The sequence below is a fragment of the Massilimicrobiota sp. An142 genome, from assembly GCF_002160725.1.
Lineage (GTDB): Bacteria > Bacillota_I > Bacilli_A > Erysipelotrichales > Coprobacillaceae > Allocoprobacillus > Allocoprobacillus merdigallinarum.
The window spans coordinates 38,945-63,335 of record NZ_NFLD01000002.1 but is presented as its reverse complement, the minus strand read 5'-3'; the positions used below and the strand labels follow the sequence as shown (position 1 = coordinate 63,335).

Here is a 24,391-nt window from a genome sequence, read left to right as displayed (position 1 = left end):
GAAATATGAAAAATTGAAAGTGAGGGGTTGTCAATGATACATATTGTCTTATGCTGTGCAGCTGCCATGTCAACAAGCTTATTGGTAGAAAAAATGAAAAGAGAAGCGGATTACCAAGGAATTCGTGTTGATATAAGAGCTGTTGGAGTTCATGATGTTCATCAGGCTACAGATGCCAATATCATTTTATTAGCTCCACAAGTGAAATATATAAAAAAACAATTACAAAAAGCTTTACCAGATATACCAGTTATGGATATTTCTATGCGTGATTATGGAACAATGAATGGTAAAAACGTATTCCAAAATGCTATGGAAATGATTGAACAAAATAAATCGGATGAGATGGGATAACCATCTTTTTTTATTGAAATAAAAAAAGATGATGTCAGTACATCATCTAAGCCATATATTCAATCTTTAAAATTTTGACTTCATATGGTTCAGCCACCCCGACTGAAACAATTTCATTGACACCATGATCAAGAATAGCTTTTGCTAGAGGTGATTCATTTGAAATTTTACCATTTAATGGATCTGTTTCAAATGTCCCAACAATTGTAAAAGTTTCTTCTTGAGCATCTGCTTCAGATAAATCTAAAATTGTAACAGTAGCACCAGGTTTCGCAACTGTGCTATCTAATTGTGATTCATCAATAATTTGCACATGTAGTAACATTTGATCAATTTCTTTGATTCTCGCTTCAATATGTGCCTGTTTATCTCTAGCCGCATCATAATCAGCATTTTCTGACAAGTCACCTTGAGAACGTGCTAATTGCAACTCTTCAATAACTTTTGGTCTTTCAACATTAATTAATTGTTCTTTTTCCTGTTTTAATTTTTCAACCCCACTTTGGGTTAATAAAACTGCATCATGATCCATATCTATTCACCTCGCAGACTATACTATAACATAAATACCTTGAAAATACTAGCATTTCTCATGTAAATTTTCATTATTCATCGACAATACTTTTAATCTTTGTCATCAATAAATCAACAGCAACATGATTACTTCCACCCTCTGGAATGATAATATGTGCATATTTTTTAGATGGCTCTATAAACTGTTCATGCATTGGTCTAACAGTCTTTAAATACTGTTGACATACTGAGTCCAAACTTCTTCCTCTTTCTTCAATATCACGTCTTAAACGTCGAATAAAGCGAATATCACTATCAGTATCTACATAAACCAAAATATCACAAAGTTCCCTTACAGTCGGTTCAGCCAAAACAAAGATTCCTTCCAAAATAATAACATCGCGACCTTCAATCACTTCTGTGACTTGACTACGTGTATGTAAAGTATAATCATATGTTGGTTTTTCTATACGTTCTTTATTCTTCAACTTCTTTAAATGCATGACTAATAAATCTGTATCAAAAGCCAGTGGATGATCATAATTTGTTTTTACACGTTGTTCAAAAGTGAGATGACTCTGATCTTTATAATAGTCATCTTGTCTGATAATTTTGACTTTGTGATGTCCTTTAAAATAATCATAAAGCTGCTTTGCGATAGACGTCTTCCCCGATGCACTTCCTCCTGCTATTCCAATAATAACGGCTTGCTCTCTCATACATTTCTCACCTTTCTTCCCATATCATTGCTTAAAACCTGATAAGGTATTTCTACATAAAGAATTTCCATTGGATGATTAGCTACATCAATCTCTTCCATATCTTCATTATAAAGTTTTTTGACAGTAAAGCAAAGATTATCATGATGAGGTGAGAAAACTTCAATCTGATCACCGATTTTAAAATAGTTTCTCTGTTCAATCTTAGCCAGCTTTGTTTCTTTATCATAATCTACAATACGCATAACAAATTCCTGTGTTGGATGTTCATCACGCATATTAAACAACTGTTCATTGACAGTAGGATGTTCATAATAAAAACCATGACAGAAAGCACGATTGGCTGCTTTCAACAATTCTTTTTCAAAATAATCACTTTGTTGGAAATGATCAGGATCTTCACAATAGGTATCTATTAATTTACGATAAGTCGATACGACTGTCGCAATATAATGAACTGATTTCATTCTTCCTTCAATCTTAAATGAATCTACTCCCAGCTCAATAAGCTCTCCAATATGTGCAACAAGTGACATATCTTTGCTGGACATACTAAATGGCATATCATTTTCCTGATTAACCAATTCACCATCCTGATACAAGTCATAATACCAGCGACAAGACTGTGAACAACCGCCACGATTGGCATCACGTCGACTTAAATAATTAGAAAGCATACATCTTCCTGAATAATGGATACACATGGCTCCATGAATAAAATATTCGATATCCACATCAACTTTATCCATAATACGTTTTAAATCATCATACGTCACTTCACGCCCTAAGACAACACGATCCATTCCCATATTCTGATAAAAAGAAATCGCCTGACTATTTAAAGTCGAAAGCTGTGTAGACACATGAACTTCCAAACCAAGTTTCATATCTTTAGCTATTTTCATGATATATGGGTCTGCCACAATAATAGCTGTTACCCCTATCTCATCTAATTTTTTTAAATAATCTTTTAACCCCTCTAAATTATCCTGATGTAAAATAATATTACAAGTGACATGAATATGCGCTCCATACTTTTTCGCAAATTCTACACCTTCTTGAATATCTTCTAACGAAAAGTTTGAAGCCTGAGAACGTAACGAAAATTCTTTTCCACCTACAAATACAGCATCAGCCCCATACATAATAGCCACCTTTAATTTTTCTAAGTTTCCTGCTGGCGCAAGCAACTCTGGCTTTTTTATAATTTTTCTTTTTCCATTAATGATTTGACTGATTTTTCTCATGATCCATCTTCCTTACATCTTCTAATTTATAAACTGTCTGGTCAAATAAAAAGCCACGATCAATAGGTGTTTTTAACTGATAAAGAAGTTGCATATAAGCTTTGACATCTCTATCATAAGTCTGTTTTTCAAAGCTCTTTAAAGCATCACTATATAACGAAACAACTTCAATAGCCTCTTCATCACTCATCATCAAAGTTTCAATGTATAAATATTCAAAACTTTGAATTTGATTCAATAAATCTAACATATATAATCTTGTCTTTGAAAAAATATGTGTTCCTCTTTCATTTTCATAAATATGAAAAACATAATATGAATTTCGTGGTTGAATAGTTAAACGTGTCTGACTCTTATGATCAAAAGCCAATCCTGATGCTTCCTGATAATTTGTCAATAAAGCACGTTTACTCGCTGCAATATATTCTACACCATGAACTTGTAGCATCAATGGCATATGAACTTGCTGATGAATTGATAACTGCTCTTCTAATGGAATGACACGTGCCAGTTGAGCACTTGTCACACCTTGTTGCTTTAAGACATTTAATGTCATAGCATTGGTATTTAATGTTTCTGGTGCATACATCATATCAAAGTGATATCCCTTATTTTTCACAATCTGTAAAACACCAAAATCTTGGAATAAAATGCCATGTATTGCCATCTTTGATAAAGCATCTATATAAGCTTCAACTGCTTCAATTTCATGTTCATCATATAAAGCATTCACTGCCACATAAAATGAGCACTGTGGGTATTGTTTCACCATTTGAGATATATCATCTAATGAAAAATAAGAGGGAGCATAGAAAGAATATTGGCCGCCTAATATAAAACAATCAATACCCATAGATACATAGTCATAAAGTCTTTCTTTACGATTGAGTGATATTATTAATTTCATTGTTCATCCTTTCTTCGAATTACACAGATTCCATCACCAACTGCATAATATTCAACATCATATGCATCATGTTGAAAAATCCAGTCCTTGAATCTTTTGATTTTTTTAACTAACTGTCGTGTATTACGATTTTTAATATGATCAATATCAAAAATCATACCATGAAAATCTAAATTATCAACAATAATGATTCCATTTTTTTTCACAAAAGGAACATATTTTTCAAAAAACTTCTGATACTGAGCCTTAGCAGCATCAATAAACAAACAATCATAAGGAGCGAATTGAAGTTTATCTGTTTGAAAAGTTAAAGCATCATCATGATGAATTGTAATTCTTTTTTCTAATCCATGTTCATGAATATGCCTTACAGCTTCTAAATAACGCTGTTCATCAAGTTCAATGGTTTCTACACATAAATGTTCAACATGTGTTGTCATCATCATCGCTGAATAACCAATAGCAGAACCTATTTCCAGACATGATGTTGCTTTTCTTTCTTGAAGTTGTTCAATCAAAAAGAGGATTCCCTCTTTTTGCATAACTGGTATATTTCTTTTTAATGCATCCTGTTCTAATTCTTCTAATGTCATCATATTAATACCATCTATTCTCCTCTACTATTTTCTGGTGTTCCTTATAAGTACGACTATAAATCACTGTACCATCTTCTTTTGCAAAGAAGTAATAGTAATCATGATGTTCATATTGAATACATGCTTCTATTGTGACTTTAGAGATTGTACTAATAGGTCCTACTGGTAATCCAGTATATTTATATGTATTATATCGAGAGTCAATTTGTGTATGTGAAACACTCACATCAACTCCAGTTCTTTGCCATGCATAATTCACTGTAATGTCACTTTGTAATAACATATCTTTATTTAAACGATTGATAAAAACACCTGCAATTTTAGGACGATCTTCATCAAATAATGATTCTCTTTCTACAATAGAAGCAAATGTTAAAAACTGATGTGGTGTCCATCCTAATTTTTCAATATCATCTTTATATTCAGATAAACGCTCATCCATCATATCTAATGCGAGTTTTGTCATACTTTTTAAATCAGGTTCCTGTTCTGTAATATAATAAGTTTCAGGATAGAGATAACCTTCCAATGGATAAAGAATATCTTTATCTAAAATACTTTCATCTAAAAACCAGTATTCTTCAATTAATGACTGTAAATATTCCTGATCATCCCACTGCTTAATCACTTCATCAGCAGATATATTTAAAATTTCAGCAAAACTTTCAGCAACTTCTGGAATCGTTGTTCCTTCCTTAATTGTCAATTTAGATGACAATATATACTTAAAGTCTGGATTTTCAATAATAGAGAAAATCTCAGATAATGACATATTTTTATTGAGTACATATGTATTGGCCTGTAAACGATCATAGTGATTTAATTTGAGAAAAATCTGACCACATAATTTATTGTTCACAAGTCCAGCATCTTCTAAAGTATTAAGCATCTGTGAAGCTGTTGAACCTTGTTCAATGGTTACAATCACTTCTTCATCTTTTGATGAAGATGCAGAAATACCCCAATTATAGAAAACAATTATACCAATCATACAAGCAATAATGATGCCACCAACAATATAAATGATTTTTTTATTCTTCATAAAATATCCTCCATCATTTATTTATTATAGGTTATTTGACAGGATTTATCAACTTTCCTTCTTTTTTTATCATCATAGATAAAAAAGAGGCTGTAACAAAATAAATATTAGTATGGTCATTTAAATAAGAAAACGACATTGAATATCTTTAATGATGCTCATTGTCGTTTTTGTATAATGAGATTATGGAATCTTCTATTTTTAACTATTTACTTGTTTACGGACCATTTTATGGACCATTTACTTGTTTACGGACCATTTTACGGACCATTTTATGGACCATACATATTTTTTAATTTGATATTTAAGATAAATTATTTTTTCAAGAAAATCCAAGCACCTTTTTTATTTCCATTTTCTCTTTCAATAATTTGATTTTCTACCAAGTTTCTTAAATATCTTTTAGTAGTTGTAGGAGATTTTGAAATTTTTTCAGATAACTTATTTATAGAAATTTTAGGATTCTCTTTTATTATTTGTAAAATCTGTGATTCAATAACTGTCAAATCTTTCGCAATACGTTCTATATCTTTAATTTCCGTACTTTTGATTTTTAAAAATTCATTATTTATTGGAACAGTCACTAAAGTATAATCCATATCAGTATCTTCTGGAAGAAATCTCATCTTTGGTGATTTGTTTTTTTCTAACGCTTCTTTAGCACGACGTATACCAGAACCATAAGATTCTATAAGGTTAAGCGCAAAAAACATTTCCTTAATTGGTGGATTTGCATATTGTCTATCTGCGAAATAATCTTTTTCATTTAAATCTTTGGTTGTTAATGGTGGAACAGGTCTATTATGATTAATAAATTCTATTCTATCCTTATAGACATATATTCCTATATACTGGTAATTATCATATTGATTATGAAGAATACAATTCGTTGCTAACTCTTCAAAAGTTGTAAGAGGCTAATTATAAATAATATCATGTTCTATTTTATCATCATATCTTACCGTATATGATCTCATGATTTCTTCTTCAAAATATTTTGAAACCTTTTTTGCTTGTATCCAAATAGGTCCATCAAATTTAACAGCTTGCATTCGAGTTGTACCATCATTTACCTCTCTAATAACTTGTACATATGCCTCTGGAATGTATTTTGATGGATTATCTGCAAACATCAAAATTGCAAAATTTTTGACTCTTTGACCTGTTAATGCAGTATTTCCAACTAAATTTAACGCTCTCGCCATTTCCAATTTTGATAAACGTTTAACATCATCTGCTGCACTTGTCTGTACTAAATATTCTTTCATATATTCATAATTTAAATCATCTAGAGTAGCTGTTTCATGCAAATCAGAACAAAATGAATATTGTGAAAATTTTTTCAACAACTCATATTCTTGCTTTTGAGAGGGCAAAATAGTATCTCTTGATATTCTAATATATCTTCCTCCTTTTGGGAGTCTAACCACATTTGCGCCTTTTTCTGTTACTTCAGTTATTCTCATACTAGGTTCAACAACTATCACTAAATAAAATCTATCGTCTATCTTATCGCTTATAAAATGACAAACCGGCTTAGGTTGAATATATTTAAATAAAGACTTTATATTATTTTCAATGATTTCAATTTGCCCTTCTTCAATACCTATAATTGGTCTTTTAGGAATAGCCTTTAATTCATTATCATTTTCTTCCTCTACACCAATAAATAAAAATCCATAATCTCTGTTCATATAATTATTAGCATAAGCACAGATTGTTTTTAAAATCTTATCTAACTGTTTATCAGACTTTTTATATTCAATATAATCTGATTCAATATTTTTTTCTTCTAAAACTCTATGTGCGGCTTTTTGCAAGTCAACAAGATTCATATGTTTCTCCCTTTCTGTCTAAAATGATTATTAACATTTTTATATAGCTACTATTATACAATGTTTTTTATACAGAAACAAACGTAATTATGTCGAATAGATTGTAGATTTTACAAGGATACTAGGAAATTCCCTGACAAGCAAGGTGAAAGACAGCGAAAAACTATCCAAATTTAATGCTGTTGGTACAGTTTATTGTACATACCACTCACATATCCATAAGGATATGTGCAATGACAGCCATATATCATGGATTATCTTTAATTATTTTAGTTGCTAAGTAATCTGCTCTATCATTATCTAAATACAAAATGATCTTTTTGACTTCTAGAAAGTCCTTTAAAAGCTGCTCAGGTATTATTGGTGTCTTAGATGATATTTCACTATCTATACAAGCAATTTGAACACTTTCAAGTAATACAATATGATAGTCTTTATAATTTTTTATCGCATTTTCAATAAATTTACATAGGAAAGAGCAACAGTAGATGCTTCACATATATAGACTTCTTTGCATGGATTTTCAGCCTACAATAGAAAGGAATAGCGTTTTGTCACTTCATACACCATCATCTTTAAAGTCGCTATCAATACCTCTGACATTGGCATATTTAAGCTGATAATTATTTATATCATAACCTATAAAAGCAACATTTAAAAATGATTTTTGTATTACTGTTTTGATAGAAACTTTGATATAAAAGTGATTTGTCAAGATAATTGATAATGATATTGTAATCAATTCCTCGATTTAAAAGATAATCAATGGCTCTATTATTCTGCCGACAATGAAGAGGAAGTTAGAATGTTTTTTAGATTCCTTTTCATTACATTTGACATATTTAGGTAAAGTATTTTTCATTTTATCCAGTATAATCTGTACTGCTATATCTACCTTATTAAGAAAATCTAACTTTTCTACGATTCCATATGACTGCACATGCAATAAGCCATTAGAAATATGCGAGCTGTCACAATTCCTTAAACGGTAGGTAGTATGAGATATCTCTTCTCATCTCTCTAGCTGTTAGTTCATAAGATAAGTCAATAAATCATTTAATATATCATTTAGAACACAAGGCATTTGACCACCTTTTTTATCTTAAGAGATTGTTTTTCTTTTGTTTTCACCATAGTCTTGGTTTTACGTTTACCTTTTGGACTTCGGTTTGTCTGGTAATCTTATTTACCAGTTAGCCTTATATCAAGTTTTTATTCATACGCTCGAAAGAATTATTACACCACTTCCTCCATCCTCAACATCATAGTCAACAACTTGTGGTTGATTTATCTCCAACTGAATTCGTGCCATACACGGCACACTACAAAAAAGAATAACTATTTTTCAATAGTTACTCCTTTATCCTCCACTTTTTAAAAAAGTTATTTTGTTACAACTCCTTAAATACCTCTTCCTTCAATTAAGCAAACAGGCTCACTCACCATATAACTAAAATGTGTTTCAAAAAGAACACCTTTTGATTCACCACGTCTGACTTCAAACGATTCAATTGAACCACCTTTTTGAGAAGCCACAACAATATATTTATCAATCACAAGAATCATACTTACAGGTTTTTCATCTGTATCTGTATTATCTACAGCTGTCAACATTCCTGTAGCCAGATCTACTTCAAAAGTTGTCACAGAGTCATGTCCACAGTTTGATACAAATAAGTAATCACCTTTTTCATTAATGAGAATATCACCAGCAGTATTTTGACCAATATATTCATCTGTTGGGTAAGTCTTGACTGTCTGAACAAAAGTAAATACGCCATCTTCATAACGATAAACATGAATTTCACTTGTTAATTCACTTAGAACATATGCAAATTGTCCATCTGGTGAAAAAATAATTTTCTTTGGTCCTGAACCAGGTTTCACTTTAAATGTTAATTCATCATTACGCTGAAGTCTTCCTTTTTCACCAATATCATAAAGAACAATTTCATCTGTTCCTAAATCACAAACAACTATCCATTTTTGATCAGGTGTAGCATCAATAAAACAAGGATGGGCTTCATTTTGACGTTTCTCATCTACGCTACTTCCCTGATGTTTAATTGTTTGTACAACTTTGACAATTTTTTGTTTCAATATTGGAATCACAACAACTTCACTGTTGTAGTAATCCACAGCATAGGCACATGTACGATCTTCATTAACATAACTGTCTACATATGTCTTTCCATGATCTGTTGATTTACCAGCCAAACCAAATTGTAGATCCATTGAAGCATATTGCCATAAACCACCATCAGTTGGTCTCCCTGTATTATTTTTATAACATACATAGATAAAACGTTCACGTTTAGAAATGGCTATTGGATTCGCTAATGATTTATAAAATTTCTTTTTTAAAATTTCACCATTATCAATATCTATATGAAAAACATAAATTCCTCTAGTTAAATCATTACCATAACTTCCTACAAATATTGGCTTTACTTTTCGTTTCTTAAAAAACAATCCCATTTTTATCCTCCTTAATAAAGAAAGGTAACTTTCGTTACCTCCTGATACTAATCCATGTCTTGAGAGTTCTCATCTTCTTCATCTTCAACCATAAAACTATTGAAGACTTCTTCAATCATATCCCATTCATCAGGTGTTTCAATTGGATATAAATTCCCTTCATCATCATAAATAGATGAATAGACTTGAGCATCCTCATCATTTGCATCATAATATAAAACATATTTTTTTCCTGTATCTTCACTATCAAAAGTAAAGAGTACATCAAATTCTAATTCATTACCGTCATCATCAATGACTTGTATTTTATTAACGTCCATGACTATCTCCTTTGACCATCTAAGTATCCTTGTAAAATTTGTACAGCTGCCATTTTATCAATAACTTTTTTTCTTTTTTTGCGTGAAACATCAGCAAAAATCAATTGATTCTGTGCCATAACAGTTGTTAATCTTTCATCAACCAAAACAACCTCGACATCCATCATCTTTTCCAGCCTCTGTTTAAAAGCCATTGAAATTTGTGCTCTTTCCCCTAAATCCCCATTCATATGTTTGGGTAGACCAAGCACAATTGTATGAATATGATGTTCTTCAACAATCTGTTGAATATGTTTGGCAGCATCCTTATAGTTATTTTCTTCAAAACGATAGGTTTCTACACCATGGGCAAGCATACCAAGAGCATCACTCATCGCAATGCCACAAGTTCTCGAACCTAAATCTAATCCTAATATTTTTTCCACTATTTAGACTCCAAATAAAATTTAACAAGTTCTTCAATAATTTCATCACGATCAATCTGTTGAATAATTGAACGAGCCCCTTTATGACTTGAAATATATGCAGGATCATTAGAAATCAAGTATCCTGCAATTTGATGAACTGCATTATATCCTCTTTCATCTAAAGCATTAGCAACTGTCATTAAATGAGAATGGATAACTTCTCTTTTAATTTCTTCAGAATTAAATAGACGTGTTTGAGTAAAATCTTTTCCCATTTATACGACCTCCCATCTATATAATCTATATTACACTAAATCATTGCAAATTGCTAGTAAAACTTAGAATTGCGCTTTGATTTGTGCGATAGCTTCATCCATATGTGAGCAATCAGCACATCCTCCTTGAGCAAAGTCTGGTTTTCCACCACCACGACCAGCAGTCACCTGATTGATTGTCTTGATCATCTCTCCTGCTTTATATCCAGCTTGAACCATAGATTTTGTTAATCCTACAAAATAAGATATCTTACCTTCATATTCATTGACCATAATCACAAAACCATGCTGTAACTGATCACGAAGGTCAAAAGCCATTTGTTTAGCTAAAGCAACTTCTTTAGATTCTTGAACATATAAGAATTGTACACCATTTAAATCAACAATATTTTTAGATTGTTCCTTTGCAGATAAAGCATTGATCTGATCTAAATATTGATCTCTTTCTTTTTTGATTTCATTAGTTTCTTCAATGAAATGTGTAACTTTTTCAATTGTTTCATTCTTATTTTTAATCTTTAATAAGTCTTGAACTTGATTTAAAAGTGTTTCACTATTTTTAAATGCCTGATAAGCCTGTAATGATGTAACAGCTTCAATACGTCTTACACCAGAACCTACACTTTCTTCACTGACAATTTTAAAGATTCCAATTTCAATACTATTAGAAACATGGCATCCACCACATAATTCCTTAGAATAATCACCAACGCTGACAACACGCACTTCATCACCATATTTTTCATCAAATAAAGCCATAGCACCTGATTGCATTGCATCATCTTTACTCATTAACTGAATATCAACATTCAATCCCTTGAAGATTTGTTCATTAACCTGATCTTCAACTTGTTGTAATTGTTCTAAAGTCATTTTTTGAGGATGAGTAAAGTCAAAACGTAATCTTTGATCATCTACATATGATCCAGCCTGTGAAACATGTTCTCCTAATACATTCTTTAAAGCTTTTTGTAAAAGATGTGTTGCTGTATGATTATGAGTAATAAACGCACGTTTTCTTGTATCAACATATAAAGTTAATACATCTCCAACACGAATTTCACCTTTTTTAACGTTAACTATGTGTAAATGTTGTTGATGAGGTGCCTTATGAACATCTTTAACTTCAATTTCTGTAGAATCATTAGACATCATTCCTGTATCAGCACATTGTCCACCCATTTCAGCATAGAAAGTTGTCTGATCTAAAATGATTTCGCCTTGGCTATCAATCACATCACATTTCACACCCTCTTGGAATGTCGCAATGACTTTCGCCTGAATTGGTGTTGGATTATAAATGAATGTAGATGGGGCATCAAATGCCATTAAATCAGGTTTTTGTGATGACATAGATTCTAAATCACCACGAGCATTACGTGCACGTTCCTGTTGTGCTTTCATTTCTGCTTTGAAACCTTCTTCATCCACTTCAAAACCAGACTCTTCAGCAATTTCCACAGTTAATTCTAATGGGAAACCATATGTATCATATAATTTAAAAGCATCTTGACCATTTAATAAATGATTTTGGCTTTTTTCTAACATCTGATTTAATAGTTTTTCTCCATTTGATAATGTCTTATGGAAAGCTTCTTCTTCTTTTTTAACTAAACCACTTACATATTCCACTTTAGCAGGTAGATAATCATAGAAATCTTTCATGATATCCGCAACCACACCAACGAGTTCATACATAAATGAATGATCAATACCAATCTTTTTACCATAACGTACTGCACGTCTTAAAATTCTTCTTAAAACATAACCACGTCCAGCATTATCAAATAATGCACCATCGCTTAATGCAAAAGTCACAGTACGAATATGATCAGCAATCACACGATAAGCCATTTTATTATCTTGATATGGAACCTTTGCAAGCTTTTCAGTCGCATGGATAATTGGTAAGAATAAATCAGTATCAAAGTTTGTTTCTCCCTCTTGAATAATGCTGACTAATCTTTCTAATCCCATTCCTGTATCAATATTTTTTTGTGGTAATTCTTTATATTCTTTACGATCAATAGCTGGATTGCAGTCATATTGTGAAAAGACAACATTCCATACTTCAATGTAACGATCATTTTCCATTTCATCAAAGAATAATTTTTCTCCTAATCCTTCTGGATCATATTTTTCTCCACGATCATAGAAAATTTCTGAATCTGGTCCTCCTGGACCTTCACCAATTTCCCAGAAATTATCATCTGTTTTTAAAATATGACTTGGATCAACATGACAAACTTCTGTCCAGATACGATAAGCTTCTTCATCATCAGTATAAACACTGATATAAAGTTTATCCTTATCAAAACCAATCCATTCAGGACTTGTTAAAAACTCCCATGCAAAAGGAATCGCTTCTGCCTTAAAGTAATCTCCAATTGAGAAGTTTCCTAACATTTCAAAGAAAGTGTGATGTCTTGCTGTTTTCCCAACATTTTCAATATCATTTGTACGAATTGATTTTTGTGCATTCGCAATACGATTACATGCTGGCTTTTCTGTTCCATCAAAATATTTTTTTAATGCTGCAACCCCTGCATTGATCCATAATAATGTTGGATCATTATGTGGGATTAATGATGCTCCAGGTTCAATCATATGTCCTTTTGATTTGAAAAAATCCAAAAACATTTGTCTAACCTGATTACCTGTTAATTGTTTCATGATTTTCCTCCTTTTAATTAAAAAAAAGTCATTCCTGAAAAGGAACGACTATCATCGCGGTACCATCCTCATTCATAATGAATACTCATTATGCTCTTTGATCGTTAACGCCGATTTACGTTGATGTTTGCATCACTCTTAGAAGGTAGCTTTCTTTACAAGTATCCAGGAATTTTCACCAGCCATTCCCTCTCTTCAAGATCACTTATAAATACTTTTCTTCTTCAACGATTTGACTTTGATATTATATCCAATTTATTATCAAAAATCAATACTTCTTCTGATATTCAATATCAACAATACCATTATAAACATAAGTTTTTATCAAAGATAATCTTTTTTCCTGATCAAAATCTTCAAATAAACGTTTCCCTTTTCCAATTAATGTTGGAATCATAGAAATATGATATTCATCAATCATATTAGCCTGAATTAAAGGTGTAATCAATTGTTGACCACCACAAATCCAAATATCTTTTCCAGAATCCTGTTTTTTTTGAACTAATGAACAAATATCTTCAGATGTGACAATGACATGATCTGATGATAACTGAGTCAAAGATGATAAAACATAAATCTTTAATCCTTGGTGAATCCAATATTGATTGACTTTCTTTTCTATCATACGAAAAGCTGTTTCACTCATAATGACACTATCAACATGTTTTAATAAATGATGATAACTTTCTGTTTTTTCATCTGTAGGATTGTCACCATGCAGCCAATCTATACGTCCATGTTGATCGGTGATATATCCATCTAAACTCATTGCGATATACAAAATGACTTTTCTCACTATCATCCTTACTTTCTTTTTATTTTTTATGGTGATATGGGTAAATCCATTGAATAGTCTGAATCAGATAAGGTTCACATAGTAAGACAATGAATGTTGTCATCATATTATAAAATGTATGCATATTGGCTATTTGATGGAGGGGTGATAATGGTGTCCATCCTGCAATCCAATCAGCGAGAGGAATCATTTGTGAAATAATTAAAAAACTGATAGCTCCTACAACATTAAAAAGAAAATGAAACAATGCTAGACGTTTTCCATTGCGTGATCCTTTTAAAGAAGCAAGAAAACCTGTTATACATGTTCCTAAATCAAAACCTAGAATCAGATAAACAGCCTGATGAAAAGAAATCAACTGTTTAGAAGCGAGAATTTGTAAAATACCAATAGATGCTGATGAACTTTGAATTAAAGCTGTAAACAACATACCGATACAAACACCCCATATTGGATTTTGAATATGCATCAAAGCATTCACAAATGTGGATGAGTGTTGTAGGGGCAACATGGATTGAGCCATCATTTCAAGTCCCATAAATAATAGTCCTAAAGCCATCATCACTTGTCCACATAGATGCTTAATGCCATGACTTATCAGATATAAACATACGCCTACAAAGGCTAACAATGGCGCAAACATGCCAATATCTAAAGCAATCATCTGTCCTGTTATAGTTGTCCCAATATTAGCTCCCATCATAACCCAGATAGCTCTTTTTAATGACATAATATGAGCATTTAAAAATCCAATGAGAATAACACTCATAGCAGATGAGCTTTGAATCAGGCATGTCAACAAAGTCCCTACACCAATAGCTTTCCACTTATGATTGGTCAGTTTTAATAAAAAGATTTCTAATCTTTCTCCCAATCCTTCTGTTAATCCTTCTGATAACAGTTCCATGCCAAACAGAAATAATGCCAATCCTCCTAACAGTCCTAAATAATGAGAAATCGTCATGGCTTCACACCCCTTTATTATCATATATGATAATAAAGAAAAAATTTGTAAAATCTTTATCGGTTTTCATGATGCATAATTCTCTTAATATCATCACCAATACGTAAATTCTTGAAAAGTTCTCCAATAAAAACAACATATGACAATAATAGTGGCGAAAAAATCATACCAATCAGACCAAAAAGATCTCCAAAGAAAGTCAATGCTATTAAAAGAAGAATAGGATGTAAATGAATGCCTTTAGAAAATAAATAAGGTTGTAAATAAGAAGATTCTAAATATTGTAAAACCATAATCACAATAAGAGATGCATAACCAAGATGCTGGTCAATAAAGAATTCATAAATAACAACTGGTATGCCACCAATATAAGGTCCTACATAAGGAATGAGATTTGTAAGTGATAAAAATAATGCAATCCAAACTGCAAAATTCTGATTTATAAAAAAGAAAGGAATAAAGCACATCAAAAAGAAGAAGAAAAAATCTAAAATCATTGATTTCATAAACTGATATGTTGTGAGTTTTAATTTTTTTAATGTCTGCATACAGATACCTTGTTTTTCAAAAGGAAGATAGACAATGGCTTTTTCAATTAAATGAAGATTATCATAAGATAAATAAAATGAAATGCCTAATGCTATAAAAATATTTCCAACCCAGTAAATGACTGTCTGTGTCCAACCATTAAACATATCTATAAAATAATCAATGACTTGATATTCTTCTAAAAAACGAATAAAAGTAGAAAAAATAGGATTAACCATAATCTGACTATCACAGATACGATGATAAAAAATAAGACATTGATCTAATAAATAAGGGATTAAAAAATAACAGCTTAAAATAAAAAACAATGAAAAAGATAAATACAAGTGTGTTACAACAACTTTTCTAGAAAGGCGATCACTGGTAAAATAATCAATCAGGGGATCAATAAGAAAATGAAAAAACAATGCAATAATAACAGGAAAAATCAATTGAAAAATATAAATCAATAATGATCCTATACGAAATAAAGTATAAACATAATAAAGTAAAATAGCACAAATACAAAAAATGATGAGAGAACGTGCGATATTGTTTCTTTTCATTTCAACCTCCACGACAAGAAAAGGACTACAATGAGTCCTTTTGTACTTCTTAAAGTTGTTCCTTAATCGCTTTTTTGGCTTTATGAACAGTATGTTCGATGTTATCGGCACATGGCATATCACTCATCATAATCATTGCCGCAGCAACAATTCCTGCCGAGAAAAAAGCAACAGCTAATTTTGACATAATTATTCACTCCTTTAAAAGTACAATCTTAGTATGTCCTGATTATTCAAAATCATACAAAGAAATTTCAGGAGTTTCGTTCATTCTTGAAATCAATGTCGTTTTCCTTCGATCATCTTGTTCTCGACTAATTCCATATTGAAAAGCCTGATGATTTCCTAAAAACCATAAAGACTGTTTTGCTCGTGTTAATCCTGTATAAATCAGATTCTTTTTCAACATAATATAATAGTCTTTTAAAACAGGCATAATGACAATTTTAAATTCATTTCCCTGTGATTTATGAACACTCATGCAATAAGCATGTGTCAATGTATAAAATTCCTGTGGCGTATATTCAACAATAGTTCCATCAAAATCAACAATCATCATATCTGATAAATATTCAAAATTATCTTTATAACAGATTTCTACCAATGTTCCTATATCGCCATTAAAAACATTATCTTCAATACGATTTTTTAACTGTAAAATCTTATCGCCTTCTCTAAATAAACGTTTACCCACACGCAGTTCATTTTTAAATCCATCTTGAGGATTAAATAATTCCTGTAGACAATCATTTAAAGCATCAATACCAGCAACACCATTATACATTGGTGCTAAAACTTGTATATCATGCACATCATAGCCATCTTCTAATGCTTTTGTGACTAATACACGAACGTATTTGACAACATCATAGGCGGCACATGTTTGAAAATGAATATCCTGATACTTTGAAAATAAAGTTTCATCATATTGATTATTGCGAATACTATGGGCTAATTGAACAATACCACTTTCTTTGGATTGACGATATATGTGATGTAAAGCAATGGTTGGGATACGCTGACAACTGATGAGATCATTTAAAACACGACCAGGTGCCACAGATGGCAATTGCTGATCATCTCCAATCAAAAGAATCTGACTGACTTTTTGACAAGCTAACAAAAGATGTGAAAACAATAAAGAATCGACCATTGAAAACTCATCAATGATCAATAAATCCACATCTAATGGATTTTTCTCATTAATTGCAAAAGTATTTGTATGTAAATCCCATTTCAATAAACGATGAATGGTACAAGCTTCCACTCCTGTCACTTCAGTCAAACGTTTAGCTGCTCTACCAGTTGGTGCAACAACAGCTAATTTTTGATCAGGATTTAAACGCTGATAGATTTTAATCATAGCATTGACAATCGTTGTTTTTCCAGTTCCTGGTCCTCCGGTAATAATCATAGCTGACTGTTTTAAAAAGAGTGTCATCGCTTCTTTTTGAAAATGATCATATTGAATAGATAACTCTGTTTCTAAATCTGCAATAATGGTATCAATTTCCTGCTGATCATATTCATACAAAGGCGCATGAAGCCATTTTTGAAAGATTTTTGATATTTGTATTTCACTTTGATATAAATCATAAGGATAATAACGATCATCTTCCTGAATAATTTTACGTTGTTCAAGAACATCCTGCAAAGCTGTTTCAAAACTTTCATCATCAATTTGAGGAATATAGCGATGAAATCTTTTCACGATAGCCTCAAAATTATGATATGTACTTCCATCTTGAAAACAGGCTTCTTTTAAAGCATAAACAATAGCTGCCTGAATACGATGATGATCATGTTGATCAACACCTATTTTCAATGCCAGATCATCTGCCGTTTTAAAACCAATTCCATCAATATCATCAATTAACTGATAAGGATTATTCTGTAAGATATCCAATGTTTTTTCCTGATAGACAGCTTGAATTAAAGCCAGATGACGTGTCGAAATACCATGTCCCATGAAAAACATCAAAACTTCCTGATCGAAATCCTGGGAATTTAACACACTCGCAATCGTTTCACGTTTGGTTTCATTCATACCACGAACATGATCTAAAACATGCTTATCTTCTTTAATCTTACTTAATGCATCTTGACCCAAAGCTTCCACAATAGCACTGGCCTGTTTTTCACCAATCCCTTTAAATAAAGGACTAGATAAATAGCGAATGATTTCACTTTCCTCATTCGCTAAAACAATCTCATAAGATTGAATCTGAAATTGTTTCCCATATTTAGGATGAATCACATAATCACCCTGAAAATGATATTTATCCTGTAGATTTACATAACTCATATAACCCGTTGCTAGAATTGGTTTATCTTCCTGTTCACTATCAATCAGACAGACAATAAACTTTGTATCCTCACTATAAAACCTAATACGTTTAATAATTCCCGTATATTCTAACATTATAAGTATGTAATCTCCTTATCATCTTTATACACTTTATCAATCGTTCCTCCACCAAGACAGACATCACCCTGATAAAAGACTGCTTCCTGACCAGGCGTTACAGCTTTGACAGGTTGTTTGAATGTCACATAAAGTGTTGTTTCATCAACAAAATGAATCGAAACTTCATTATCTTTTTGACGATATCTAAATTTGGCTGTGCAATCATATTCTCCCGATGGTTTTTGACTACCGATCCAATTGACATCCGTAATCAAAGCACCTTCGCTCATTAACCATTGATTCTGATCACCTTGGCACACATATAAAATATTATCATCATACTTTTTACCCACAACAAACCAGGCATCACCTGGACCACCAATACCTAAACCTTTACGTTGTCCAATTGTATAATACATAATGCCTTGATGTTCACCAACAACTTGACCAGTTTCAATATCTACCATCTTTCCAGCTTTGGCTGGAATATAATTTTTCAAGAACTCTCTAAAATCTCTTTCTCCAATAAAACAGATTCCTGTACTGTCTTTTTTATGAGCCACTGGCAAATTTAAATCTTCTGCCAATTGTCTGACTTCTGGTTTGGTCATATTTCCAATTGGAAATAATGAAGACTGTAGTTGAGATTGATTTAACTGACATAAAAAGTATGTCTGATCTTTATTAGAATCAATGCCTCTTAACATGATAGAATCTTGTCCATCATGATGTTCCACACGTGCATAATGTCCTGTCGCAATATAATCGGCCTCAATAGATTTGGCATAGTCTAAAAAAGCTTTAAATTTAATATGTTTATTGCATAAAATATCAGGATTAGGCGTTCTCCCTTTGGCATATTCTTCTAAAAAATATGTAAAAACATGATCCCAATATTCCTTAATAAAATCAACACGTCTTAATTCTATTCCTAAATGCTCAGCGACCTTTTTTGCATCATTATAATCTTTTTCCTGTGGACAGATATCATCGTCATTTGTCGGATTTCCTAAAATATCATTATTTAATGATGAATCCCAGTTACGCATAAAAACGCCAATAACTTCATAACCTTGTTGCTTTAAAACATAAGCTGCAACTGCACTATCTACACCACCACTTAAACCTAATACAACTCTTTGTTTCATAGACGCCTCCTTCTTGCATATTCTATCATTTTCTTCAACAATTATAAAGTAAAAATAATGGAATACTCATATAAAAATAAAACTGATAAAGAGCATCTCACTCTTTACCAGTTGTCATATTACCATTATTTTAATTTTGACATTGGAAGCATGGCTGCACCAATAGCCCCACAATCTTCTAATTCTCTTTCTAAAATAGGGATATGTCCTCTCATACCAATATGAATTTTCGCATTGAATTGTTCAACAAGTTGATCATAGAAGTATTTTTTAGATTTCATAACCCCTCCACCTAATACAAAACAATGTGGATCAACAGTATGAGCAATATCTGCTAACATAGTAGCAAGTTCACTGACACATTCATCAACGATACCTTTTGCTTTGATATCACCTTCATCAGCTAATCTGAAAACATCTCCAGCATGATTGACACGATCTTCACCTAAGATTTCTTTTCCTTTACGTGTAATAGCTGTACCACTAGCTTCACCTTCTACAGCTCCAGGGTTTAAACCACCGAATTTATATCCGTTGTTTTTCACAATAATATTTCCAACTTCTCCAGCATGTCCTCTTCCACCAGAAACAAGTTGACCATTCACAACAAAAGCTCCACCAATTCCAGTTGAAATTGTCACATAATAACATGTTGGTTTTCCTTTACCAGCACCTAATAAAGCTTCTGCTAATCCAGCAACATTAGCATCATTATCAATAAATACAGGTAAGTTAAAACGACTTGAAAGTTTTTCACAAATAGGATAATTTTCAAATCCAGGTAAATTTGTTGCCATAATCATGACACCACGTTCAGTATCTACAGGTCCAGGAACACCAATTCCAATCCCCTGAACATTATTGATACCACCACAAATTGAATAATCTAAACTTTCAATTTGTCTTATAATTTTTGAACAAACATAATCTGGTCCATTTTCTCTTTCTGTTGCATCTTTGACTTCACTATATGATTGTCCATTTTCATCAACCAAAAGAGTACGTACGTTTGTTCCACCTAAATCAATCCCAATATAATATTTCATCTTAGTTCTCCTTCCTTGATTTATATTTATTATACAATAAAATCAACTGTTTTCATAGATTCTTTTCATGAAACAATGCATTTTTCAAAACTTCTAAGTTTTGTGGTAATGGACATGTTATGACATGATCCTGTAAGTATTTTAAAGAACCTATCGGTTTAACAAAACAGATGGAATAGGCATGTAAAAATTGATTTTGAAAATGATAAGTCTTTTTCAAATAACGATTCAATTCAAAATCTCCATATTTACTATCTCCAATCACTGGATGTCCAACACTTGATAAATGCAGACGAATCTGATGGGTTCTTCCTGTAATGATTTTAACTTTCAATAAAGAATATTTTTGATTAGATTTAATGTTTTCAACAAGCGTATGCATCTTTAAAGCCCCTTCAGTTGAAGGTGATACCATTCTTGCAAGTGAGCGATCGCTATCTTTTTTCATATATCCAATCAACTCACCACTAGGCATATAGCCTTTACAGATTGTCAGATATGTCTTGTCAATGCAATGACGTTTTTTCATCATCTCATTTAAATCCTGCAAAGCACGCATCGTTTTTCCAAAAATCACAATGCCACTGGTATTGCGATCGAGACGATGGACTGGTCCAGGAGTAAATCCTAATGTCTGTTGAGGATCATATTCTCCTTTTTGATGTAAATAAGTTAAAACCTGATTTGATAATGTATTGACATCTTCATGAATATCTTCATGAACCAGCAAGCCAGCTGGTTTATTGACAATCAATACATTGTCATCTTCATATAAAACATCAAAAGTAATTGGTAAATCAAAGATACTTTGAGGTTTTGTGAGCTCTAAAAAGCGATCTTCATATAAAAATAATTCTACCTGATCCCCTTTTTTTAAAATATAGTTTTCTTTCACCCTGACACCATTAACTTTCACATCTTTTTTTCTTAACATTTTATAAATCAGCTGTGGCGGTGCCTGACATAATAATTTCTTTAAATATTTATCTATTCTTTGGTTTTCATAATTTTCATCTATCATTAAAGTTTTCATTTCATCACCATTTTCATTCTATCAAAATTTCTTAAAAAAATACACAATTTTATTTGAAAGCCTTTACATCTCTTAAAACTCTGTTATAATTATTTATGTTAAGTGGTTGTCACTTAAACATACCCCCCTATTATCACCCTAACGTGTAAATAATAGAGATAGAAGAAAGTATGCTCCCCCGCATACTTTCTTTTTCTATTTTATGTTATAATATGGAGGAGGTGAAAAATCATGGAAAAAGAGATTCAAAGAACACTTATTTATGATGGTAAAATTATGCAAGTCACAAGAGAAGAAGTCGAATTAGAAAATGGTGAACATGCCTATCGTGAAGTTGTTTATCATCATGGTGGTGTTTGTATCTTAGCTGTTAAAAATCATCAAATCATTCTTGTGAAACAATTTAGATATCCTAATCGTATTCAAACTATTGAAGTGCCTGCTGGAAAGTTAGAAAAAGATGAAGATCCACAAGATTGTGCCTTTCGTGAATTAGAAGAAGAAACAAATAATCGTGCTCGTGACATGAAATTTATTATGAAAGTTTTACCTTCTCCAGGCTATACAAGCGAATGGCTTTATCTTTATGAAGCAATTGATTTTGAAGAAGTCAATGATGCTTTAGCTGGTGATGATGATGAGTTTATTGATATTATCAAGCTGGATATTGATGAAGCTTATCAAAAAGTATTAGACGGTGAAATCGTTGATGCAAAAACAGTCATTGCGATTATGTATGCCTATCAAAAAGATCATCAATGATAAAGTGGTAAAGCCACTTTTTTCTTTTATAAACAAAAAAACTATTCCTTGATGGAATAGTTATCATTTTATATTGGCGGTCTGGACGGGGCTCGAACCCGCGACCTCCGCCGTGACAGGGCGGCATTCTAACCAACTGAACTACCAGACCAATATAACAACTGCCAAGGGTTTACATAAATGGCGGAGACAGAGGGATTTGAACCCTCGCGCCAGTTTCCCGACCTACACCCTTAGCAGGGGCGCCTCTTCAGCCTCTTGAGTATGTCTCCTTCAGTTGCCTAACTATAATAACATACCTTTTTAAAGATTTCAATACTAAAATAAAAAAACTTTATACAAAAAAAGAGTTAGCGAACTAACTCTATTTATTAAAGAATTGTGGTAAATAATCTTTATGTGCTTCTAATAATTCATCAATCACAATATTAGCAATTTCATCACTTGGACATAATGGATTCATATTTAAAGCTGTCACTGCTAAATCACGATCACCTTTGATGGCTGCTTCAATAACTAAACGTTCAAATGTTTTCATCATATGAACATATCCACTAATTGGTAATCTTAAATCTCCTGTTGCGATAGGTTGTGGACCATCTGCAGTAATACGACAAGCCACTTCTACTGCACTATCCATTGGTAAATCAGCAATAGCGCCATTGTTTCTGACATCTACATATTGAATATCACCTTTATTTGTATAGATAGAAGCAATTAAATTACATGCTGCATCAGAATATTTAGCACCTCCACGCATTGCTAATTGTTCTGGTTTTTCCTGAAGTTCTTCATGACTATATAATTCAAATAATTCTTCTTCAGTCTTGCTGACAACTTCTCCACGAACTGTTCCTGTTTTCAATTGTTCTAATTCTTCTTCTAATTGTTCTTTTGTATAGAAATAGTAATTATGATATGGACAAGGAATGGCTTTTAATCCTTTGATAAATGATGGAGAGTATGGTAAAGATACGAAGTTTTTCATTTGAATTGTATCTTCAGGTTTCAAATATGCATATTTATGCAATAATTCATCAAAACGTGAAACCCCATCAACAAAAACATCAGTTGCAAAAATAAAGTGGTTAACCCCTTGAACTTCCATTGTCACTTGACTTTCATCAACATTTAACATTTTTGCAAAACCAGCAACCATATTCACTGGAACATTACAAAGTCCAATGGCTTTTTTAAAGTTTGTATAGCGTAAAATAGCTTCAGTCACCATTCCAGCTGGATTTGTAAAGTTGATTAACCATGCATTTGGACATAACTCTTCAATATCTTTAACAATATCTAAAATCACAGGAATTGTACGGAAAGCTTTGAACATTCCTCCAGCTCCATTTGTTTCTTGTCCAATTAAACCATGGCTTAATGGAATTCTTTCATCTAACACACGCGCTGGTAAACGTCCAATACGCATTTGTGTTGTGACAAAGTCTGCATCTTTTAAAGCTTCACGACGATCATAACTTAAAATGACTTTCATTGGTAAGCCTGCTTTTTTAACCATACGCTTTGCCAACGCACCAACTGTTTCTAATTTTTCACGTCCTGCTTCAATATCTACTAACCATAATTCTCTTACTGGTAAATGATCATATCTTTTAATAAATCCTTCTACTAATTCTGGAGTATAACTGCTTCCTCCACCAATTGTTACAATTTTAACACCATCTTTATTCATTTTGAGCACCTCTTTCTTCTTGATGATTTCATTATAAAATAATTATTTAAAAAAGCAATGCAATGAATTGTTAACTATACCG

General features: G+C 32.0%; 25 protein-coding genes, 2 tRNA genes and 1 other annotated feature. Of the genes, 2 read left to right on the top strand and 25 right to left on the bottom strand.

Annotated features, from left to right (window positions below; genetic code table 11):
• Nucleotides 1-33 precede the first annotated feature (33 nt).
• Nucleotides 34-354, top strand: coding sequence for a PTS sugar transporter subunit IIB (locus B5E87_RS01405; protein WP_087243155.1), 321 nt, complete (start codon nt 34-36; stop codon nt 352-354).
• Nucleotides 355-400: 46 nt separating this feature from the next.
• Here the strand turns inward: B5E87_RS01405 and greA are convergent, their stop codons facing one another.
• The 22 genes from greA to B5E87_RS01310 all read right to left on the bottom strand — a co-directional run bounded on the left by greA (nt 401) and on the right by B5E87_RS01310 (nt 21,854).
• The gene (greA, locus tag B5E87_RS01400; RefSeq protein ID WP_087243154.1) at nt 401-886 is read right to left on the bottom strand and encodes a transcription elongation factor GreA; all 486 of its coding nucleotides are present in this window, start codon (nt 884-886) and stop codon (nt 401-403) included.
• 73 nt (nt 887-959) lie between these two features.
• Entirely contained in the window at nt 960-1,586 is a 627-nt protein-coding gene (udk, locus tag B5E87_RS01395; RefSeq protein ID WP_087243153.1) for a uridine kinase, read from the bottom strand.
• Nucleotides 1,583-2,833: a peptidase U32 family protein gene (locus tag B5E87_RS01390; protein ID WP_087243152.1), complete on the bottom strand. Its 1,251-nt coding sequence runs from the start codon at nt 2,831-2,833 to the stop codon at nt 1,583-1,585. The genes udk and B5E87_RS01390 overlap by 4 nt, the downstream gene beginning before the upstream one ends.
• Nucleotides 2,808-3,740: a peptidase U32 family protein gene (locus B5E87_RS01385; protein ID WP_087243151.1), complete on the bottom strand. Its 933-nt coding sequence runs from the start codon at nt 3,738-3,740 to the stop codon at nt 2,808-2,810. The genes B5E87_RS01390 and B5E87_RS01385 overlap by 26 nt, the downstream gene beginning before the upstream one ends.
• Nucleotides 3,737-4,336, bottom strand: a complete 600-nt coding sequence (locus B5E87_RS01380) for an O-methyltransferase (protein WP_087243150.1) — start codon at nt 4,334-4,336, stop codon at nt 3,737-3,739. Before B5E87_RS01380 ends, B5E87_RS01385 begins: the two co-directional genes overlap by 4 nt.
• A 1-nt stretch (nt 4,337) precedes the next feature.
• Nucleotides 4,338-5,378: an endolytic transglycosylase MltG gene (gene mltG / locus B5E87_RS01375; RefSeq protein WP_087243149.1), complete on the bottom strand. Its 1,041-nt coding sequence runs from the start codon at nt 5,376-5,378 to the stop codon at nt 4,338-4,340.
• 314 nt (nt 5,379-5,692) lie between these two features.
• Nucleotides 5,693-6,220 (bottom strand): winged helix-turn-helix transcriptional regulator, encoded by a 528-nt coding sequence (locus B5E87_RS15375; protein ID WP_275112286.1) that lies wholly within the window; start codon nt 6,218-6,220, stop codon nt 5,693-5,695.
• A gap of 75 nt (nt 6,221-6,295) precedes the next feature.
• Nucleotides 6,296-7,213 carry an AlbA family DNA-binding domain-containing protein gene (locus B5E87_RS15370; RefSeq protein ID WP_241147106.1) on the bottom strand — a complete coding sequence of 306 codons (918 nt, stop codon included), beginning with the start codon at nt 7,211-7,213 and terminating at the stop codon, nt 6,296-6,298.
• A gap of 559 nt (nt 7,214-7,772) precedes the next feature.
• Complete coding sequence (locus B5E87_RS14950) at nt 7,773-7,928, bottom strand: hypothetical protein (RefSeq protein WP_158095521.1); 156 nt, start codon at nt 7,926-7,928, stop codon at nt 7,773-7,775.
• A gap of 686 nt (nt 7,929-8,614) precedes the next feature.
• Nucleotides 8,615-9,691, bottom strand: a complete 1,077-nt coding sequence (locus B5E87_RS01365; protein WP_087243148.1) for a lactonase family protein — start codon at nt 9,689-9,691, stop codon at nt 8,615-8,617.
• Between the two features lie 47 nt (nt 9,692-9,738).
• Entirely contained in the window at nt 9,739-10,011 is a 273-nt protein-coding gene (locus B5E87_RS01360) for a DUF1292 domain-containing protein (protein WP_087243147.1), read from the bottom strand.
• Between the two features lie 2 nt (nt 10,012-10,013).
• Nucleotides 10,014-10,436, bottom strand: a complete 423-nt coding sequence (gene ruvX, locus B5E87_RS01355; RefSeq protein WP_087243146.1) for a Holliday junction resolvase RuvX — start codon at nt 10,434-10,436, stop codon at nt 10,014-10,016.
• On the bottom strand, nt 10,436-10,693 hold the full coding sequence (locus B5E87_RS01350; protein ID WP_087243145.1) for an IreB family regulatory phosphoprotein: 258 nt from the start codon (nt 10,691-10,693) through the stop codon (nt 10,436-10,438). Before B5E87_RS01350 ends, ruvX begins: the two co-directional genes overlap by 1 nt.
• Nucleotides 10,694-10,756: 63 nt before the next feature.
• On the bottom strand, nt 10,757-13,366 hold the full coding sequence (alaS, locus tag B5E87_RS01345; RefSeq protein WP_087243144.1) for an alanine--tRNA ligase: 2,610 nt from the start codon (nt 13,364-13,366) through the stop codon (nt 10,757-10,759).
• 37 nt (nt 13,367-13,403) lie between these two features.
• Nucleotides 13,404-13,603: a binding site (T-box leader), on the bottom strand.
• 31 nt (nt 13,604-13,634) lie between these two features.
• The gene (locus tag B5E87_RS01340) at nt 13,635-14,168 is read right to left on the bottom strand and encodes a dihydrofolate reductase family protein (protein ID WP_087243143.1); all 534 of its coding nucleotides are present in this window, start codon (nt 14,166-14,168) and stop codon (nt 13,635-13,637) included.
• Nucleotides 14,169-14,181: 13 nt separating this feature from the next.
• A complete protein-coding gene (locus tag B5E87_RS01335; protein ID WP_241147105.1) occupies nt 14,182-15,150 on the bottom strand; it encodes a Na/Pi cotransporter family protein in 969 nt (322 codons plus the stop codon).
• Between the two features lie 32 nt (nt 15,151-15,182).
• Nucleotides 15,183-16,220: an AI-2E family transporter gene (locus B5E87_RS01330; RefSeq protein WP_087243141.1), complete on the bottom strand. Its 1,038-nt coding sequence runs from the start codon at nt 16,218-16,220 to the stop codon at nt 15,183-15,185.
• A 49-nt stretch (nt 16,221-16,269) separates the two neighbouring features.
• Nucleotides 16,270-16,407 (bottom strand): hypothetical protein, encoded by a 138-nt coding sequence (locus B5E87_RS14945; RefSeq protein ID WP_158093958.1) that lies wholly within the window; start codon nt 16,405-16,407, stop codon nt 16,270-16,272.
• Between the two features lie 42 nt (nt 16,408-16,449).
• Entirely contained in the window at nt 16,450-18,642 is a 2,193-nt protein-coding gene (gene recD2 / locus B5E87_RS01325) for an SF1B family DNA helicase RecD2 (protein ID WP_087243140.1), read from the bottom strand.
• On the bottom strand, nt 18,642-19,775 hold the full coding sequence (gene mnmA, locus B5E87_RS01320) for a tRNA 2-thiouridine(34) synthase MnmA (protein ID WP_087243139.1): 1,134 nt from the start codon (nt 19,773-19,775) through the stop codon (nt 18,642-18,644). Before mnmA ends, recD2 begins: the two co-directional genes overlap by 1 nt.
• A 125-nt stretch (nt 19,776-19,900) precedes the next feature.
• Nucleotides 19,901-20,821 (bottom strand): ROK family protein, encoded by a 921-nt coding sequence (locus tag B5E87_RS01315; RefSeq protein WP_087243138.1) that lies wholly within the window; start codon nt 20,819-20,821, stop codon nt 19,901-19,903.
• Between the two features lie 52 nt (nt 20,822-20,873).
• Nucleotides 20,874-21,854 (bottom strand): RluA family pseudouridine synthase, encoded by a 981-nt coding sequence (locus B5E87_RS01310; protein ID WP_087243137.1) that lies wholly within the window; start codon nt 21,852-21,854, stop codon nt 20,874-20,876.
• 231 nt (nt 21,855-22,085) lie between these two features.
• Between B5E87_RS01310 and B5E87_RS01305 the strand changes: the two genes are divergently transcribed.
• Complete coding sequence (locus B5E87_RS01305; protein ID WP_087243136.1) at nt 22,086-22,616, top strand: NUDIX hydrolase; 531 nt, start codon at nt 22,086-22,088, stop codon at nt 22,614-22,616.
• 74 nt (nt 22,617-22,690) lie between these two features.
• Here the strand turns inward: B5E87_RS01305 and B5E87_RS01300 are convergent.
• From B5E87_RS01300 to B5E87_RS01290, 3 genes are all read right to left on the bottom strand, one after another.
• A tRNA-Asp gene (locus B5E87_RS01300) sits at nt 22,691-22,767 on the bottom strand.
• 30 nt (nt 22,768-22,797) lie between these two features.
• A tRNA-Ser gene (locus B5E87_RS01295) sits at nt 22,798-22,888 on the bottom strand.
• Nucleotides 22,889-22,980: 92 nt separating this feature from the next.
• Complete coding sequence (locus B5E87_RS01290; RefSeq protein ID WP_087243135.1) at nt 22,981-24,309, bottom strand: 6-phospho-beta-glucosidase; 1,329 nt, start codon at nt 24,307-24,309, stop codon at nt 22,981-22,983.
• Between the last annotated feature and the right edge of the window lie 82 nt (nt 24,310-24,391).